The sequence below is a fragment of the Caballeronia sp. ATUFL_F1_KS39 genome, assembly GCF_023630985.1.
GTDB classification, from domain to species: domain Bacteria; phylum Pseudomonadota; class Gammaproteobacteria; order Burkholderiales; family Burkholderiaceae; genus Caballeronia; species Caballeronia zhejiangensis.
In genome coordinates this window covers 1-18,481 of sequence record NZ_JALQDZ010000044.1, presented here as the reverse complement: position 1 = coordinate 18,481, position 18,481 = coordinate 1, and the positions used below count along the sequence as shown (strand labels likewise).

Genomic DNA, 18,481 nt, shown 5'->3' with positions numbered 1-18,481 from the left:
GGGGGGTGGGGGGGGGGGGGGGGTATAAATGTTGCAAAACCGCAAGGCGGGGGGGTTTAGTAAAACAAAAAAAAAACACGGGGGGGGCCCCGTGGGGGGCCCCCCCCCGCTTCAGAGTTCGCCCGAACGTCAGTCCAGGCGGCCCGCAGGATCAGCGATCCAGGAACGGACGCAGCTTGTCGGCGCGGCTCGGATGCATGAGCTTGCGCATCGCCTTGCTCTCAATCTGGCGAATGCGCTCGCGCGTCACATCGAACTGCTTGCCCAGTTCTTCGAGCGTATAGTCCGAAGCCGTGTCGATGCCAAAGCGCATGCGCAGCACCTTCGCCTCGCGCGGCGACAGCGCGTTGAGCGCATCGTCGATCGCGGCGCGCATGTTCGCGTGCACGGCGGCCTCTGCCGGGGAAGCAGCGCCCTGATCTTCGATCATGTCGCCAAGCGTTGCATCGGCATCTTCGCCGACCGGCGTTTCCAGCGACACCGGTTGCTTCGCGATCTTGAGAATGCCGCGGATCTTCTCTTCCGGCATTTCCATGCGCTCGGCCAGCACCGACGGATGCGCTTCCAGGCCCGTCTGCTGCAGGATCTCGCGCGAGATGCGGTTCAGCTTGTTGATCGTTTCGATCATGTGCACCGGCACGCGGATCGTGCGCGCCTGATCGGCGAGCGAACGCGTCACGGCCTGACGAACCCACCACGTCGCATACGTCGAGAACTTCCAGCCACGGCGATATTCGAACTTGTCCACCGCCTTCATCAGACCGATGTTGCCTTCCTGAATCAGATCCAGGAACTGCATGCCGCGATTGACGTACTTCTTCGCAATCGAGATGACGAGACGCAGGTTCGCTTCGATCATCTCGCGCTTGGCCTGACGCATCTTCAATTCGGCAGCCGTCATCTGACGGTTGATCTTCTTCAGTTGCTGCAGCGGCATCTCGACGACGCCTTCGATGTCGATGAGCTTCTGCTGCTCTGCCTGAATCGCCGGCAGGCTGCGCTCGAGCGACGCGCCGTATTGCTTCGAAGCCGCCGACGCACGTGCCGTCCATTCGAGATCGGTCTCGTGACCGACGAACGATTCGACGAACTTGTCGCGCGGCATGCCGCAACGATCCACCGCGATCTGCAACACGCGACGTTCGATGTCACGCACCTGCGCGACCTGCTGCTGAACGTTCGCGCACAGGCGGTCGATGGTCTTCGCCGTGAAGCGGATCGAACCGAGCTCGCGCTGGATTTCGGCTCGAGCCTTTTCGACAGCCTTCGCCGCAGCGGCACCCGAACCCTTAGGACTGCTCGCCTGTTCCGCCAGCTCGCGCACGCGTGCGAAGATCTCCAGACAGTCGGCCTTCAGTTGCTTCAGACGCGCTTCGTTCGATGCAGCGGAATCGCCAGCGCCATCGAGATCGTCGTCGTCGTCTTCGTCGCTGTCGGATTCGTCGGTATCCGTATCGATTTCGGCGGACTCGGTCGTATCGGAAGCCGACATGTCTTCATCTGCCGTGTCCTCTTCCTTCAGGCCATCGACCAGTTCGTCGATCTTCAGCTCGCCCGATTCGACTTGCGCCGCGTCCGCGAGAATCGTCGCGACCGTCGACGGGCACGCCGCGATCGCCTGAATCATCTCGTGCAGCCCGTCTTCGATGCGCTTCGCAATCGCGATTTCGCCGGCGCGCGTGAGCAGCTCGGTCGCGCCCATTTCACGCATGTACATGCGAACCGGGTCGGTCGTGCGGCCGAATTCGGAATCGACGGTCGACAGCGCGTTTTCCGCTTCTTCGTCCGATTGCTCGTCCGTCACCACGCTTGGGGCGTTGTCGCTCAGCAGCAGCGTTTCGGCGTCCGGCGCCTGCTCGTAGACCGCGACACCCATATCGTGGAACGTGCTGACGACGGTTTCCATCGCCGCCGTTTCAGCGAAGTTATCCGGAAGGTGGTCGTTGATCTCGGCGTGCGTGAGATAGCCGCGCTCCTTGCCCAACTGGATGAGCGCGCGCATCTGACGCTGACGCTCTTCATTCTGTTCGGCGGTCATCGCGACATCGGGCTGTATCGTGCCGGCCTGGCCCTTCCCTTTGTTCGCCCGCCGGCCCGGTGCCTTGCGCGCCGGCGCGACGATATCCAGCTCCGAATCTTCCCGATCAAAACTTGCCATACTTTCTCCTCGACAGGTTTGCTCGGCGACGACAGATCCCCGGGAGCGAGCGTAACGGCTCGCGATGATTTCGATGACAGCTTCGACCACGGACGGCTTGCTGAAAATCGCATCGAGCAAAGCACGCAAACCGCATCCAGACGCGGTGTTTGCGTTTTCCAATCGCCCATTCAGGCGCAACCTTAGAGTATATCAGTTTTTGCTGCGACGCAGCAGCCTAATTCAAAAAAGTTTCCGGGCGCGGTCTCACGTCGATTCATCTGATGTTTTGGCCGCCCGTTCAGCACGAACTCGTACCCGGTGAATCGCGGAGTTTGGTTGATGGCGCCGCACGGAGCACCGCCTGCAAAAGCGAACTCAAAGGGGCGATAGCGGACTTGTCCTTCAGCATTGGTCGCGCCACGTCCCTTGGTTTCGCAGATGGGGTCCCGCCCACGCTCTTCAAGCGGAGAAGCGCTTTGATGTCGCTCAGGCGCGCTTCGGATTTGCGCTGGAGGTCGGTCGGGACTGCGGCTCGAGGCGTCGGGAAATCGACGTGAGAGCCGAAGCGATCTTTGTCGTCGAGCAGGATGTGACCTGCCTCAAAGGCCGCAACGAAATCTTTCTGCCATGTGCCCGCATGGACGCGCGGATGCGGCTCGTCGCGATGGCAGATGACGATGGAACGGGCGTCGTCGGAGACGCGGTAGCGGCGCAAGCCGTCACGGCTGACGAATGACCGGCCGGCCAAACCGCCTACAACTTCATTTGTGCGCGCAGAAGTCGTTCGCTCGATTTGCTGCTGCACGTGGGCTTCGCGCTGGCTTCGCGCCCGATAGGCGAAGTCGACCGGGACTCGCAGAAGGGTGCGAAGGTAGCTGATCGGATGCGTTGCGCGTTGCAAGGGTGCCCAACTTGCTTCGACGACATCGGAGAGAAGCTTGCCGTGGGCTTTCGCTTCTCGCATCAGTTTGAAGATCAGGAATTCACGAAATCCCAGAGACACGAGGCGTTGCAGATCGGCGGGAAGTCGTCCTGGTTGTCTCTTTTGAGTATTAGGGAGTAGATCCTTATATATAGCACCGTCTGCCACGGTGACAGACGGATGGCCGTCAGAAAAGCCGGCTTGTGCGTCTGACGCGCTCTCCCGATGCTGAGCGGGCTGCGTAGTGGTCGCATCGGCTACGTCAACGAGTCCGAGCAAAGCGGCTGCCTTCTGCGTCAGGTGGATATATGCGCGACCAAACAGGCCGGCAGCGCCATAGCGGGTCTGAGGCGGCCGGATGATAAACCCGGCGCCCTCGAGGTCGTCCATGCTGCGATAGAAGGTCCGCATGGATTGCTGGGCCCGGCCCGTGAGCAGTTCGCGCCGCGCGAAGATGGGTGCGAACGGACGAGATGCGTCGACTGTGCGGGCCAAGGCGGCGAGCAGGGCACGCGCGCGTGCAGGCAACGCCGTCGTGTGCGTGGCTCGATGAGCGGCCCGGAAAATGACCCAAGGCAGATTCGAACGATCACAAGCGTACTCATCGAGAGCTTCTTGATCGGCAACCGCTGAAGACGGTCCAGAGTTTTTTAGGCGAGAAAGAGCCTCGCCTGCAACGGAAAGTTGCGCGATACGCATGTCAAGTACGTCCATTTCGAAAAATGGAAGACAATGCTTGACTGCTAATCGCGTTCCGCTAAACTTCGAGTTGCGTACTCGTGACCCGATTGGCGTCGGGAAGCGGACCGGGCGATAAGCAGTTAAGCCCGATATTCAAAAGCCTTCGGTTGGCGCCGAAGGCTTTTGTCTTTGTGGAACTTGTTCGTTACATAGCACCCTCAGGTTTGCCACTACGCTAAGTCTCTGATTTGCAAAGAGGTTCTACTAGGTTCAGTGTCAACGACTTTCCGGTTCTCGTTAAGTCATTGATTTAAAAGAAAACTCTAGTAGAGCCTCAGTCTTGCTCCGATTCACTTAGTGTCTTGTTGATGAAGTCAGCAATGCGCTGTCCCCATTGCTCTGCGTCGCCCGCGTCCTTCTCGAAGAAACGAACTCCCACCACACCATTTCGCGTGGACACTTCGCAGACCTTCCTGCGGCCCGCTCGGACCACTGTTGCGCTTGGAGTCACTGCGCGCGGCTTTTCCGCGACGAGGGCGACCGCCTTGTCCTGCGTAAAATTCTCGTCTTCGACCAACCGTCGGACGGCTTCGACGACCTTTTCCGCCTTGCCGGCTTCTGTTAGCGCCGCGAGCTTTTGCGCGGCATTGCTGCCGAGTCGCTCTGGCTTTTCGGCGAGTGCGGCTTTGGCTGCCTCCGGAAGGGCGTCGAATGAGAAGATTCGCGTGACGTGACTCTTGCTCAATCCGGCGCTTTCAGAGATTTCCGTGCGCGAGAGTCCGCTCAATTCCTGCAATCGTTTGAAGTTCCAATACTTCTCGAAATCCGTAAGCGATGGCGATAGCAGGTTCGAGAAGAACGCCGCGAACTCGATTTCCCCTTCTTCGATCGACGCAACGTTGGCGCGTATCGTCGATCGTCCGAGTTCCCGGTATGCAGCGACGCGGTTATGTCCCGCAACGATCTCGTAACGAGCATCCGGCAAAGCGCGCACCAGAATAGGCGTGGCGAGCGCGTGTTGTGCGAGATTGCTCTTCAACTCCTGGAACTGCTCGGCCGTGAGTTTGCGACGCCGTCCGCTGACTTCCACGAGCGCATCGAGCGGCACTTCGAGCGCCGCTCGTTCCTCGAGTTGCGACTCAAGTTCTTTGATGCGCGCCTGCGCCGTATTGATGCGATGCTGCGCATCCATCAACCGACCGGGAGACGTGCGCGGTTCCGTGCTGACTGGACGCGCTTGCGTTCCTTCTGTGGGCTTACTGCCGATGTTCGCTGTCTTGGCGAGGAGTCTGTCCCCGATGCCCATTTAATCCTCCGTCTGATTCCACGCGCGGGCGAACTGCGCGTCGAGATGCTCGGCGAGCCGGTCGAGCGGCTCTTTGAATCGGTTGTAAGCGGCCGTGCTGCCGTCCGGCTTCGACAAGTCATATACCGTCGACAATTGCGCCGACGCACCTTTTGGTACGGTCGACTCCGGAATCTCGAAAGGCAGGACGCGATCGCCGTATGCTTTCTGAAGCCAACCGCGCACAACACGCGACACGTCATCCGACTTGGCTTTGGTCAGAATCACATTCACGAAGTCGAAGCGCTTTTGCTCGAGCACGCCCGGCAGCTTCTTGGCGATATCCGCAAAGAGATGCCAGAACTGTGTCGAGCTTGCGAAATCCAGCGCCTCGGGCGGGCAGGGCAGCAGAATCGCATCCGACGCGAGCAGCGCGTTGATGGTGAGATAGCTGAGCGCCGGAGGCGTGTCGATGACGACCGCGTCGTACTCTTCCGTCAGCGGCATGAGGCCTTTGCGGACGATTTCCCAGAATTCGAACGTGCTGTCGTTCAGCACCTTGGCGGGAATCTCGAACTCCGCATCGAAGAGCGATGACGAAGCCGGGATGAGATCCAAGTTATGCCAGTACGTTTCCTGCACTGCATAGTGCAACGTCTGCTGATCGCCGTAGATCAGCGGAAGAAGGGTCTGATCGTCCGAGATTTCGGCGTCGGGCGCCCAGCCGCATAGCTGTGTCGTCGTGCCCTGCGGATCGCAGTCGATGACCAGCACTCTGCGGCCGAGCAGCGTCAGGGCCTGTGCGGCCGAGACGGCGGTTGTGGTCTTGGCGACGCCACCTTTGAAGTTCGCGACGGTCACGATCCGCCCGCGCTTGCCTTCAGGCCGGCGGGGGCGTTCTTTCGTCGCGCGGATCCATGTGAGCGCTTCTTCGAGCGTGAATTCCTTGCTGCGGCCCGCGCCCTTGGACGTGCCCGCTGGCAGCTCGCCCTTGGTCGTCAGGTACTGGAACCGCTGCTTGTCGATGCCGCAGAGCGACGCGACCTGCGCGCTCGTGAATGTTGGTGCGCTTTTGCGCGGATACGGCTCCAACATTGCATCGCGGATCTGATTGAGAATGTCAGTGGCTTGGGCGGCCACCCCCAAGAGCGTTTCGATCGAAACGGATTGATCGACTTCGGGAAGCCGAGCGCTTAGCATGGAATTCGCAGTCACTGGCGGGCCTGGGTAAGCAAATAATTCTTCGGTTTGTGGAAAACAAGCTGCAAACCGAAGAATAAACGGCGAACCGGTAAACCTCAAGTAAACTCTGAAGTACTTGATCGCCCGCAGCGGACATTTTTACAACGCTCGACGCTCGTGTAAACGCGAAATTAGGACCGATCCGAAGGTTTTCGCGTTAACGAGATGCCGCGAATCAACTTCTCGATGCCAAGGAAACGCCCCGCGTCTTCGTTTTCCAGATACAGAGCGGTGGTCGAAACATCGGAATGGCCGAGTCCGGCGCTGACCTCGCGCAGATCCGCGCCGTGTCCGAGCGCGTGCGTCGAATGTGTGTGGCGCAGCCAATGCGTGCTCGCGCGAGTCAGGTGCTTGCCAGCGCCGGGCGCATGAGATTCCATCAATGCGGCCGCGTTCGAGAAAATCGTCTTGAAAATTTTCCCGATGCCGTCGGGCGTCAATGACTGTCCGCCGCGCGCCTGAGCCAGTATTGGCGTGCCTTCGGCGCAATCCAACGGGCGCGGCAGTTCGCGCATCGCCAGGTTTTCGATGAGCGTTTCAACGACGATCGGCGGCAAAAGCACCGTCCGCGTCGCGCCGCGGCCGCCATCGACGGCAAGCCGCCAGACCACGCCGTCCACGCCGGAAAGACGCCCGGCGCTGAGCGCGTCGGTGGTTGCGAATGCGAGTTCGGCCCGTCGCAGGCCCGTGGCGTACGCGAGAAGCAGCGCCAATTTGTCGCGATGCTCGGCGAACGAGTATTCGGTCCGTTCGACCGATTGCAACACGCATTTCCACTGCGTCAGATCGAGCGACCGCGTCGCCGAATCGAATACCGGCGGCGTCGCGACACGCGCAAATCCCGCAAACGGATTGGCCGCCAGATAACTTTCGGCGACGAGCCACTCGCACATGGCGCCCAATATCGACCGGGCCGTTTCGCGGCTGCGATCGGAAAGCGGGCCGGCAAAAGGGCGCCAGTCGGCAAAACAACGCTCAGGGCGACCCTTCGCGATCCAGCGCGCCGCCGGCTGCGGATCCGCGAGAAAAACACCGACGTACTCGGCGCAATCGGCTGCATCGAGAGACGAAATCGGCTTGCCTTTCTCGATCAACGCCCACAGCAGCAGGCGTTCCGCCTCCCGCCGATAGGCACGCCGCGTGTGCGTACTGTTCGACCGGGCCTCTAGCCAAGCGGTGATCGCGCGGATGTCCGTATCGAATCGCGGGTGCGCGTGCGCCCGATTCGACCCTTTCGATCCGTCGAGCGCCGGCGGAACCCGCAACGTTTCAAGAGGAGAAATGGCGATCGAGTCGCTTGTGTCGACGTCCGCGCTTTGCGTCGACACGACGTCTCCGGGCTGCCACTGGCGCCGAGGCACGAGCGCGGCCGGCGAAAGCGTGTGCCGGAGTGCCTCGGCGTGGAGTTGCAGCCAGTCGACCACGCGTTGCGCGCCTTTTGGACCGAGCCGTGGCACGGCCGCATACCACCGATGCCGTCGCCGCTCGATGAGTTCGATGACATCCGCGAGCGTCGAAAGTCCGGCGGCAGTCAATCGCGCGGCGACGGCCGGCTCGAACCAGCCATCGACCGGATGATCCGGACGTGGATCCTGTGCGAGCGACGCCTCCATGCGCGCGAGCGCGTCCGCCTGCCGGCGACGCAATCGGGCGTTACGCGCCGCGCGCCGATCGAGAGCAGGCGAGCTCTCGGGCGGATAAGCCTCCTCGTAAAGCGCGAGCAGTTCCGATTCGCCGTACACGCCGTCCGGATCGATTTTTTCGCGGAACGCGTCGAGCGGCGGGGCGACGGCGGCGGGCGGCGGCTCGAACAGCGGGATGCTGCCGGGACGAAGCCGCAGCAGGTGAGCCGCGTCCGTGTCCCGTGCGCGGCGTGCGAGAACGGAAAGCGTGTCGCGCAGCGCCTCGATCAGCCGTCGAGTCGAGCGTACATCGGCGCTGGAATCGCCATACGATGCATGCAACTGTGCTTCGGAAACGCCGTCGAGATAACCGCGATAAAGCGCGAAGTGTTGACGCGTGAGACGGCTCGGCGCATTCGCCTGCCCCGAGTTATCTGCCAAGCGCTCTCTGGAGCGCCCTGTGTTGTCTGGCATTTATCCTTACGTTTCAGTGATTTGGGCCGAGGTTAGCAACCGAGTTCGAATTTGACAAGAAAAATCGCTACATCTGATAAGTCCGATTATCAGACGCGAAGCACAGGGCTGCGGCATCTGTAACCAACGCCCGTCCGATGCGCTTGAATGTTCACTCGCCGCGGCGCATATTTTCACAACATCCACAGCAGGTTTCCGCAGGAGAAACGAGCCGATGCTTGATCCTGTACGCCCCGCTTCGAAACCGCCCGAGCAGGACGACGCGTTCCGCCCGAGCCTCCCCGAGGTGTACGCGTCGGTTCATGTGCCCGAAACCGGCCGATGGATTCGGCGCTTCCTCGCGTTCGCGGGTCCGGGCTACATGATTTCGGTCGGCTATATGGACCCGGGCAACTGGGCAACCGACATCGCTGGCGGCTCGCGCTTCGGCTACACCTTGCTCGCCGTCATCCTGTTGTCGAACCTGATGGCGATTCTGCTTCAGGCGCTCGCCGTCCGACTGGGCGTCGCGACCGGGCGCGATCTGGCGCAAGCCTGCCGCGATCATTATCCGAAGCCGGTGAACTTCGCCCTGTGGCTCGCCTGCGAAGCGGCGATCGTCGCGTGCGATCTGGCCGAGGTGATCGGCACCGCGATCGCGCTGCAACTGCTCTTCGGCATCCCGCTGATCGCGGGCGCGCTCCTGACCGCGCTCGATGCCTTCCTTCTGCTGCTTCTCATCAACAAAGGCTTCCGTCTGCTGGAAGCCTTCGTCATCGCGCTTCTGGTCGTGATTGCAAGCTGCTTCGCGTTGCAGATCGCCGCTGCCGCGCCGCCGTTCGCCGAAGTCCTGCGCGGCTTCATCCCGTCGCCGCGCATCGTCGCCGATCGCGAAATGCTGTATGTCGCCATCGGCATCCTCGGCGCGACGGTCATGCCGCACAACCTTTACCTGCATTCGTCGATCGTGCAGACGCGCGCGTATGGCAAGTCCATCGCGGCCCGGCGCGCTGCGATTCGCTGGGCGACGATTGACAGCACCATCGCGCTGACGCTCGCGCTTTTCATCAACGCGGCGATCCTGATCGTCGCCGCCGCGGTGTTTCACGCGAACGGTCACGACGAGGTCGCGGAAATCGGCGATGCGTTCCGCCTGCTTTCGCCGCTCCTCGGCCTGAGCATCGCATCGACGCTCTTCGCGGTGGCATTGCTCGCGTCGGGCCTGAACTCGACCGTGACCGCGACGCTCGCCGGCCAGATCGTGATGGAAGGTTTTCTGCGCCTGCGCATACCGAACTGGGCGCGGCGTCTCATCACGCGCGCGATCGCCATCGTTCCCGTGATCGTCGTGACGGCGATCTACGGCGAAAAAGGCACCGGCCAGTTGCTCGTGCTGAGCCAGGTCATTTTGTCGATGCAACTGCCATTCGCCGTCATTCCGCTGGTGCGCTTCGTATCGGACCGGCGAAAAATGGGCGTCTTCGCGATTTCGCGCTGGACGAGCGCGCTGGCGTGGCTCGTCGCGGCCGTGATCGTCGCGCTGAACGTGAAGCTGCTCGCGGACACGCTGACGTCGTAAGCGCAAGAACAACCTCTATATATAAGGAGACGCAGATATGAGCGGCAGCTTCATCGACATCACGCTTCGCGACGGCACGATCATTCCGGCTTACGTCACGCAGCCCGCGAAAGGTTCGGGACCGGGCATCGTGTTGCTGCACGACGCGGCCGGCCTCGACGAATTCGTCATGCGCTCCGCCGATCTGTACGCCGAAGAAGGGTATGTCGTGATCGCGCCGCAACTTCCCGGGCACGATCCGCAACCCGGCGGTATCGCCGCGGACAATTTCGCGGCGCTCGTCGATGCCCTGCGCGCGTTGCCGCAGCACGCCGGCAAAGTGGGCGTGATCGGGTACGGGCGCGGCGGCCGCTTCGCGACGCGCATCGCCGCGCAGGCCGACGTCGATTGCGCCGCCTGCTACTACGCGGACGATTTCAGCGCCTGTCTCGCCGATATCCCGACGATCCGCTGCCCGATGGTCTTCCACTTCGCCGAACGCGCGGCGCACGATGCGCGCGAAGTCGAGCCGGCGCTCACGGGCAGACCGCACATCGAACGCTATGTTTATCCGGGCGCGTCGGCGGGCTTCATCGTTTCGGATTCCGCGCACTACGACAAACCCGCCGCGCTGATGGCGTACTCACGCACGCTTTCGATGTTGCGCAAGGTGCTCGGTCCGCACTTCGATCTGAATCACCTGTGGGAGCAGCACTGCTATTTCGAATTCGCCACGCGCGACGTCGACGCCGTCATGCCGACGATGGTCGCCGAGCCATACGTGAACCACGTCCCGACGATGACAGGCGGCGTTGGGCACGATCAGTTGAAGCGTTTCTATCGATATCACTTCGTCCACTCGAATCCCGCCGATACGAAGCTGATTCCGGTATCGCGCACGATCGGCGCGGATCGCGTCGTCGACGAATTCGTGTTCTGTGCGACGCATAGTTGCGAAATCGACTGGCTGCTGCCCGGCCTCGCGCCGACGGGAAAATACTTCGAGGTTCCGATGCTAGCCGTTATCCGCTTTCGCGGCGACAAGCTCTACAACGAGCATATCTACTGGGATCAGGCTTCGGTGCTGGTGCAGATCGGCGTGCTGAACCCCGAAGGGCTGCCGGTCGCGGGCCGGCGAACGGCCGAAAAGCTGATCGACGAAACATTGCCGAGCAACGCGTTGATGCCCAATTGGGCATCGAGCGAGGGCAAGCCCATCTGAAGCGGCAAGCGATCAAGCGGACATTGCTGACGCGCAATGCGTGGACTACTCTGAGCAAAAACGTTGACGAGAAGCAGCAATCAGCGGGCCGATCATCGTCGCAACGATGCGAAGCACTGCTGATAAAAATGAAATCGTCAGCGGAGCCGGAGAACCCATGCGCCGCTTTTCGCTTCCGATGCGATCGACGCCGCTCGCTCATGCGTTATCGCTTGCGTTCGGCGTGTCCTGTCTCGTTCGCGTGGCGCCCGCTGTCGCCGGGTGCGACAGGACTGCGCCGCAGTCCAATCAGACCGCGACTTGCGATACACGCTCGCCCAATCCTTCGAACGTATCGGTCATCGCGGTGCCGGGCAGCGTCAACGTGACGATCAATGTGTTGACGGGCGTCGAACTCGACATTGCCGGCAACGGGCTATTCGTGCGCAACACCAGCACGGCGACCAACGAGGGCACGTTGCAAATCACAGGTGATGGTTCCGACGCCATGACGTCGCAAAGCGCGACGACCGGGCGCAACACGCTCGTCAATCGCGGCGCGATCTTCACGGTCGGCACGAATTCGGAAGCGATGTTCAACAACGCCGCCGCCGTCACGATGCGCAACGAGGCAGGCGGCACGCTCACGACGAGCGGTGCAAGCGCTTCGGCGATGAACGACTTCGCCAGTCCGGGCGGCGGCACGTTGGTCAACGATGGCACGATCGCGACGAGCGGGGCGGGTTCTCATGGCATGGCGGCGCGAACCAGCGGCGACACGCTCGTGAACAATGGCGCCATCACGACGACCGGCGCGAGCGCAAACGGCATGTTCGTGGCCGGTACACCGGGCCAGAACGTCGTGACCAACAACGGCACCATCGACGTGTCGGGCAACAACGCGTCCGGCATCGTTTCGCAGGATGCGACGCCCGGCGCGATCACCAACACAGGATCGATCGTCGCGCGTGGCGCGGGCGGGGTGGGCGTGTCGCTCGCGAATGCGGCGTCCGTCACGAATGCGGCGGGCGCGAGCATCGTCAGCCAGCAGGCGGGCGGCATCGTCGCGAATCGGGGCGGCGCGATCGACAACGCCGGCACGATTCAGGGCGCGACCGGCGTGACGATTGCCAATGGCGCAGAAACGATCGGCAACAGCGGCGCGATTCGCGGCACGAGCGCGGAGGCGATTGCCGCGACCGGCAAGATCAACGTGTCGATCATCAATAGCGGGACGATTGCGGGGGGCGCGGGCGTCGCCGTACGCACCGATACCGGTAACGATACTTTCGACATGAACGGCGGCGTCGTCACCGGACAGATTCGCCAGGGCGACGGCGCCGACACCGCCACGATGACAGGCGGACAGATCGATTCCATCGATCAGGGCGACGGGCGCGACACGTTCTCGATATCGGGCGGGCGCGTGCTTGGCACGCTCGCGAACGGCGACGTCGTGAAGATCACTGGCGGGCGCCTCGCAACGGTGGATTTGAATGTCGGAAACAACGTGTTCGACATGTCGGGCGGACAGGTCGACGGCAACGTGACCGCCGCGCAGAACGACGACACGTTCACGCTGTCGGGCGGGACGATCGGCGGACGCGTCGATCTCGGCAGCGGCACGAACTCGCTGGCGATCGCGGGCGGCTCGATCGGGCAAGGAGTGACGACGACTTTCGGCGTCGATACGCTGACCTGGAGCGGCGGCACGATCGCCGGGCCGGTGTCGCTCGGCGCGGGCAACGATTCGGCGGTGATCCGCAATCTGAACGACGCGACGCTCGCCGCGACCACGAGCTTCGATGGCGGTGCGGGCAGCGATTCGCTCACGTTCGACAACGTGCAGGCAAGCGGCCTCGCGCGCTTTTCGAATTGGGAGACGGTGAACGCGTCGAACAATACGCAACTCACATTCGACGCGAAAGGTCTGACGCTCGGCGATGCCGCGACCGGAACCGGCGCGCTCAATCTCGACGCGACGAGCACGATTTTCGCGGGCGGCATCGGACGCACGTCGATACAGCCGGCGATCGCGGGGCGACTTGTCGCACTGAACAACGCGGGCACGATCGATCTGACGAACGGCGGTTCGAGCACGAGCGATGCGTTCGTGGTGAACGGCAACTACACCGGCAACGACGGACGGCTTCTCGTGCAGAGCGTGCTCGGCGCGGACGGCGCGCCGAGCGACCGGCTCGTGATCGCACAAGGCGCGGGTGCGGGAACGACGTCGATCGGCGTGACGAATGTCGGCGGCATCGGCGGGCTGACGGTGAACGACGGCATTCTGGTCGTGCAGGCGACGAACGGGGCGACGACGTCGGCGGGGGCGTTTTCGCTCGCACATCCGCTGGAGGTGGGCGCTTACAGGTATTTCCTGTTCAAGGGCGGTGTGAGTGACGGAACGGCGGACAACTGGTATCTGCGTTCGAGCGTGCCGCCCGCGCCTGCTGTGCCTGCGCCTGTGCCTGTGCCGACGCCGGGGCCTACGCCAACGCCAACGCCATCGCCGACGCCAACACCAACGCCAACGCCAACGCCATCGCCGACGCCGACGCCAACGCCAACGCCAACGCCAACGCCAACGCCAACGCCGACGCCGACGCCGACGCCGACGCCAACGCCAACGCCAACGCCAACGCCAACGCCAACGCCAACGCCAACGCCGACGCCAACGCCAACGCCAACGCCAACGCCGACGCCAACACCAACGCCAACGCCGACGCCAACGCCAACGCCAACGCCATCGCCGACGCCATCGCCGACGCCAACGCCAACGCCAACGCCAACGCCAACGCCGCCGTCCCCACCAACACTGACGCCGGCTCCGACGCCCACGCCCACGCCAAGTCCAACACCGACGCCAACGCCAGCCCCAACGCCCGAACCCATACCAACCGCCGCCGCGGGCACACCACCGCTGCCGCCGCCACCGCCGCCCGGCGCGGCGCCGATCCCGCTCTATCGGATGGAAGTGCCCGTCTACGCAGAGCTGTCGCCGATCGTCCGCGAACTCGCGATCCAGCAGATCGGCACATTCCACGAACGTCAGGGCGAGCAGTCGCTGCTGACCGAAACCGGCGCGCTGCCCGCCGCGTGGTCGCGCGTTTGGGGCGGCCACGCGACCCAGCACAACAGCGGCGCGGCCGATCCCGAATTCAGCGGCGGCATCGGCGGCCTGCAGGTCGGCCACGATATCCATGCCGATGCGACGCCGGCCGGTCATCGAAATGACTACGGCTTCTTCCTCGGCTTCGCGCGCGCGAGCGGCGACGTCGACGGTTTTGCACTCGGCTTTCCGAACTCGAGCGTCGGCCACCTGTCGATCAACGCGTACAGCGCGGGGCTGTACTGGACGCACATCGGCCCGGGCGGCTGGTACACCGACGCCGTGCTGCTCGGCAGTTCGCTCACCGCCGATCCGCAATCGAACCGCGGCGTCGGCGCGACGACGCACGGCAGCGCGTTCGCCGCATCGGTCGAAGCGGGTCTGCCGATTCCGCTATCCGCCCGCCTCGCGATCGAACCGCAAGCGCAACTCATCTGGCAACACGCGAATCTCCACGACATCGACGACGGCATTTCGTCCGTGTCCTTCGACCAAGCGAGCGGCTTCGTCGGCCGGCTCGGCGTGCGCCTCTACGGTCATTTCGATGCGGCCCGCACGACCTTCGAGCCGTATGTGACCGCGAACCTGTGGCGCTACTTCGGCGCGACGGACACCACGACGTTCGCGGGCACGACCGTCATTCCGACGAACGTCTCCGCGACGACCGCGCAATTCGGCGCGGGCATCGTCGCGAAAGTGAGCGCGCGCGGCAGTCTCTTCGCGAACCTCGTCTATTCGACGAACATCGGCGGTTCGCATCGCGATTCCATCGGCGGAGGATTGGGCGTGCGCTGGAAGTGGTGATGCGTTGCATACTGTGGTCACGCGAAAAAAACAGGAGACGAGCATGACCGCTGCGCCGCATTGCCCATTCCACGTCAAAGCACCGAACGGCTGCCCGATCAGCGCGGGCGCGGCCGAGTTCGATCCGTTCGGCGACGGCTATCAGCAAGACCCGCCCGAATACGTGCGATGGGCGCGCGAACAGGAACCGGTGTTCTACAGCCCGAAGCTCGGCTATTGGGTCGTCACGTGCTACGACGACATCAAGGCGATTTTCCGCGACAACATCACGTTCAGTCCGTCGATCGCGCTCGAGAAAATCACGCCGACCGGCCCGGAAGCGAACGCGGTGCTCGCGTCCTACGGATTCGCGCTGAACCGCACGCTCGTCAACGAGGACGAGCCCGCGCACATGCCGCGCCGCCGCGCGCTGATGGATCCGTTCACGCCAGAAGCGCTCGCGCATCACGAGCCGATGGTGCGTGCGCTCGCGCGCGAGTACGTCGATCGCTTCATCGACGATGGCCGCGCCGATCTCGTCGATCAGATGTTGTGGGAAGTGCCGCTCACCGTCGCGCTGCAATTTCTTGGCGTGCCCGAAGAAGACATGGACACGCTGCGCCGCTATTCGATTGCGCACACGGTCAACACATGGGGACGGCCGAAGCCCGAGGAACAGGTCGAAGTCGCGCACGCGGTCGGCAAGTTCTGGCAATACGCGGGCAAAGTGCTCGACAAGATGCGCGAAGATCCGTCCGGCCCCGGCTGGATGCAATACGGCATCCGCAAGCAGAAGGAGCTGCCCGAAGTCGTCACCGACTCTTATCTGCATTCGATGATGATGGCGGGCATCGTCGCCGCGCACGAGACGACGGCCAACGCGACCGCGAACGCGATGAAACTGCTGCTGCAACACCCCGACGCCTGGCGCGACATCTGCGACGACCCGAGCCTGATTCCCAACGCAGTCGAAGAGTGCTTGCGGCATAACGGCTCGGTCGCTGCATGGCGACGGCTCGCGACGAAGGACGTGACGATCGGCGGCATCGAGATCGCGGCGGGATCGAAGCTGTTGATCGTGACGTCGTCGGCGAATCACGATCAACATCAGTTCGCCGATGCCGATCTTTTCGACATCCGCCGCGAAAACGCCAGCGATCAGCTGACGTTCGGCTATGGCGCGCATCAGTGCATGGGCAAGAATCTCGCGCGCATGGAGATGCAGGTTTTTCTGGACGAGCTCACGCGCCGTCTGCCGCACATGCGCCTCGCCGAACAACGCTTCACGTATGTGCCGAACACGTCGTTTCGCGGGCCGGAGCATCTATATGTGGAATGGGATCCGGCGATGAATCCCGAGCGCGCCGATTCATCGGTGCGCGAGCCGCGCGCGGTCGTGCGGATCGGCGAGCCGTCGTCGCATGCGGTGAGCCGCGCGGTGATCGTCGATTCGGTCGAGACCTGCGCGGATCGCATCGTGCGCGTGCGGCTCGTGTCGGCGAACGGACGCGATCTGCCGCGCTGGACGGCGGGCTCGCATATCGATGTCGTGTGCGGCGAGACCGGCATCTCGCGCCAGTATTCGCTGTGCGGCGATCCCGCCGACGCCCGCGCGTTCGAAATCGCCGTGCTGCGCGAGAGCGAGAGCCGTGGCGGTTCGGCGTGGGTGCACGAGAACGTGAAGCCGGGCGCGCACTGGCGCATACGCGGCCCGCGCAATCACTTTCGTCTCGACGAGACCGCGAAGAAGCTCGTGCTGATCGCGGGCGGGATCGGCATTACGCCGATCAGCGCGATGGCGCGTCGCGCGGGTTCGCTCGGCATCGACTACGAAGTGCACTACAGCGGACGCTCGCGCGCGTCCATGGCCCTTCTCGATGAAATGCGCGCGCTGCACGGCGAGCGTCTGCGCGCGTACGTCTCGGAAGAGGGTGTGCGCAACGACTTCGCCGCGCTCGCCGTGGAGGAGGGCACGCGCGTCTATGCGTGCGGCCCGGCGCGTATGCTCGACGCGCTCGCCGACGCGAGCGCGTCGTGGCCCGAAGACGCGCTTCGAATCGAGCATTTCGAATCGAAGATCGGCACGCTCGATCCCGAAAAGGAACGCGCGTTCGAAGTCGAACTGAAGGATTCCGGCCTCGTCCTGACCGTCCCGGCCGATCAGACACTGCTCACGACGCTCAGACGCGCGAACGTCGATGTTCAGAGCGACTGCGAAGAAGGGCTGTGCGGATCGTGCGAGGTGCGCGTGCTGGAAGGCGAGATCGATCACCGCGACGTGGTGCTGACCCGGGGCGAACGCCAGTCGAACAATCGCATGATGACGTGCTGTTCGCGCGCGAAGGGCAAAAGGCTCGTTCTGGCGCTGTGAAGGTTTGGCCGAACGTCGGGCGGCTTTTGCTGCCGCCCGGCACAATTACTTTTTGTTGACGGATGTCAAAATGCCGCAGCAATTGGCAATCGATTAATGGCTCGCACTTTCATCATGGCGTCATATGTGTCCGAATAACCACGTCGATTAAAGATCGAATGGTTATACCCAGTAGTTAATTCGAATATAACGTTAAAGACGGCGCAAACCTTTTCAATGTAGCGCATGCTTCAAATGCCGGGCTTAGGTATTACCTAATTACCTGAATTCGCGCAAAGTGATCATACAACCGCGCAATTTTCACCGTAATATAGGATGATTATTGAACGTGCGTTCGAGTAATTCGCGAATTTCTTACATGAAAGATAAGCGGTTTTTCCGCGATCTAGGGTTTTTACCTACTAATATGAAATTTTTTACGCATGTTTTGCGTTTAGAATTGTTACTAATTTGGTGCGTCGCACAAGCACGCACGACCGAATAACTTCCGATAAACCTTGCTGCACGACTGCGCGAAATTCGCGCGGTGGAATTGCGTCTGCGCGATTTGCGCGGCAAGGCGAAAGAGAAGGGCGGTGCTGAACCTGAGAGATTTTATTAAAGGCCCATATAAATGGACCACGCAATTGGCTGCACGTTTGCCGCATCCCGTTCGGGATTTTCTATGCGGAAGAGACCGCGTCCTTCAGGCGAGGTCATCCCGCAGTCGGCGCGACGCCCTTTGAAAGTCCCTCGCTCAAGCATCGGACGGTCGGACATCGCTCCGCAATCGACGCTGCGCATCAATCGCCCGGGTTCGAATCGAACTCACCGAATCCATTCGTAATGGATGCGTTTCCGTATCGCGTGCATCGCTTCGCAAACGGAAGTCCGTTGACGCTTTCGCAGTTTCACGAGGATAGAAAATGACTGACGTAGTGATCGTATCGGCCGCGCGTACGGCGGTAGGCAAATTCGGCGGCTCGCTCGCGAAAATCGCGGCGCCGGAACTCGGCGCGACGGTCATCAAGGCCGTGCTGGAGCGCGCGGGCGTAAAGCCGGATCAGGTGAGCGAAGTGATCCTGGGCCAAGTGCTCGCGGCCGGTTCGGGCCAGAATCCGGCGCGCCAGTC

Annotated in this window: 10 protein-coding genes; 5 read left to right on the top strand and 5 right to left on the bottom strand. The window is 62.5% G+C overall.

Annotated elements, in window-relative coordinates; translation table 11 throughout:
• Positions 1-151: 151 nt before the first annotated feature.
• The 5 genes from rpoD to NCR93_RS23645 form a co-directional block, all read right to left on the bottom strand.
• On the bottom strand, positions 152-2,158 hold the full coding sequence (rpoD, locus tag NCR93_RS23665; protein WP_175982090.1) for an RNA polymerase sigma factor RpoD: 2,007 nt from the start codon (positions 2,156-2,158) through the stop codon (positions 152-154).
• Positions 2,159-2,438: 280 nt separating this feature from the next.
• On the bottom strand, positions 2,439-3,761 hold the full coding sequence (locus tag NCR93_RS23660; protein WP_239294998.1) for a replication protein O: 1,323 nt from the start codon (positions 3,759-3,761) through the stop codon (positions 2,439-2,441).
• 316 nt (positions 3,762-4,077) lie between these two features.
• Positions 4,078-5,049 (bottom strand): ParB/RepB/Spo0J family partition protein, encoded by a 972-nt coding sequence (locus tag NCR93_RS23655; RefSeq protein ID WP_008347132.1) that lies wholly within the window; start codon positions 5,047-5,049, stop codon positions 4,078-4,080.
• On the bottom strand, positions 5,050-6,228 hold the full coding sequence (locus tag NCR93_RS23650) for a ParA family protein (RefSeq protein ID WP_008347131.1): 1,179 nt from the start codon (positions 6,226-6,228) through the stop codon (positions 5,050-5,052).
• Between the two features lie 173 nt (positions 6,229-6,401).
• Positions 6,402-7,883, bottom strand: coding sequence for a site-specific integrase (locus tag NCR93_RS23645; RefSeq protein ID WP_239295011.1), 1,482 nt, complete (start codon positions 7,881-7,883; stop codon positions 6,402-6,404).
• A 697-nt stretch (positions 7,884-8,580) separates the two neighbouring features.
• Here NCR93_RS23645 and NCR93_RS23640 point away from each other — a divergent pair.
• The 5 genes from NCR93_RS23640 to NCR93_RS23620 form a co-directional block, all read left to right on the top strand.
• Positions 8,581-9,924 (top strand): Nramp family divalent metal transporter, encoded by a 1,344-nt coding sequence (locus tag NCR93_RS23640; protein ID WP_175982093.1) that lies wholly within the window; start codon positions 8,581-8,583, stop codon positions 9,922-9,924.
• A 37-nt stretch (positions 9,925-9,961) separates the two neighbouring features.
• Complete coding sequence (locus NCR93_RS23635; protein WP_175982094.1) at positions 9,962-11,125, top strand: alpha/beta fold hydrolase; 1,164 nt, start codon at positions 9,962-9,964, stop codon at positions 11,123-11,125.
• Positions 11,126-11,282: 157 nt separating this feature from the next.
• Entirely contained in the window at positions 11,283-15,020 is a 3,738-nt protein-coding gene (locus NCR93_RS23630; RefSeq protein ID WP_250532291.1) for an autotransporter outer membrane beta-barrel domain-containing protein, read from the top strand.
• Positions 15,021-15,063: 43 nt separating this feature from the next.
• Positions 15,064-17,370 carry a cytochrome P450/oxidoreductase gene (locus NCR93_RS23625; protein ID WP_175982096.1) on the top strand — a complete coding sequence of 769 codons (2,307 nt, stop codon included), beginning with the start codon at positions 15,064-15,066 and terminating at the stop codon, positions 17,368-17,370.
• A gap of 905 nt (positions 17,371-18,275) precedes the next feature.
• A partial coding sequence (locus tag NCR93_RS23620) for a thiolase family protein (RefSeq protein WP_502799847.1) occupies positions 18,276-18,481 on the top strand: 206 nt, incomplete at its 3' end.

Bases quoted from the DNA above. Each gene is read 5' to 3' on its own strand.
- NCR93_RS23650 (WP_008347131.1), bottom strand. From the start codon at position 6,228: ATGCTAAGCGCTCGGCTTCCCGAAGTCGATCAATCCGTTTCGATCGAA.
- rpoD (WP_175982090.1), bottom strand. From the start codon at position 2,158: ATGGCAAGTTTTGATCGGGAAGATTCGGAGCTGGATATCGTCGCGCCG.
- NCR93_RS23640 (WP_175982093.1), top strand. From the start codon at position 8,581: ATGCTTGATCCTGTACGCCCCGCTTCGAAACCGCCCGAGCAGGACGAC.
- NCR93_RS23625 (WP_175982096.1), top strand. From the start codon at position 15,064: ATGACCGCTGCGCCGCATTGCCCATTCCACGTCAAAGCACCGAACGGC.
- NCR93_RS23660 (WP_239294998.1), bottom strand. From the start codon at position 3,761: ATGCGTATCGCGCAACTTTCCGTTGCAGGCGAGGCTCTTTCTCGCCTA.
- NCR93_RS23655 (WP_008347132.1), bottom strand. From the start codon at position 5,049: ATGGGCATCGGGGACAGACTCCTCGCCAAGACAGCGAACATCGGCAGT.
- NCR93_RS23630 (WP_250532291.1), top strand. From the start codon at position 11,283: ATGCGCCGCTTTTCGCTTCCGATGCGATCGACGCCGCTCGCTCATGCG.
- NCR93_RS23635 (WP_175982094.1), top strand. From the start codon at position 9,962: ATGAGCGGCAGCTTCATCGACATCACGCTTCGCGACGGCACGATCATT.
- NCR93_RS23645 (WP_239295011.1), bottom strand. From the start codon at position 7,883: ATGGAGGCGTCGCTCGCACAGGATCCACGTCCGGATCATCCGGTCGAT.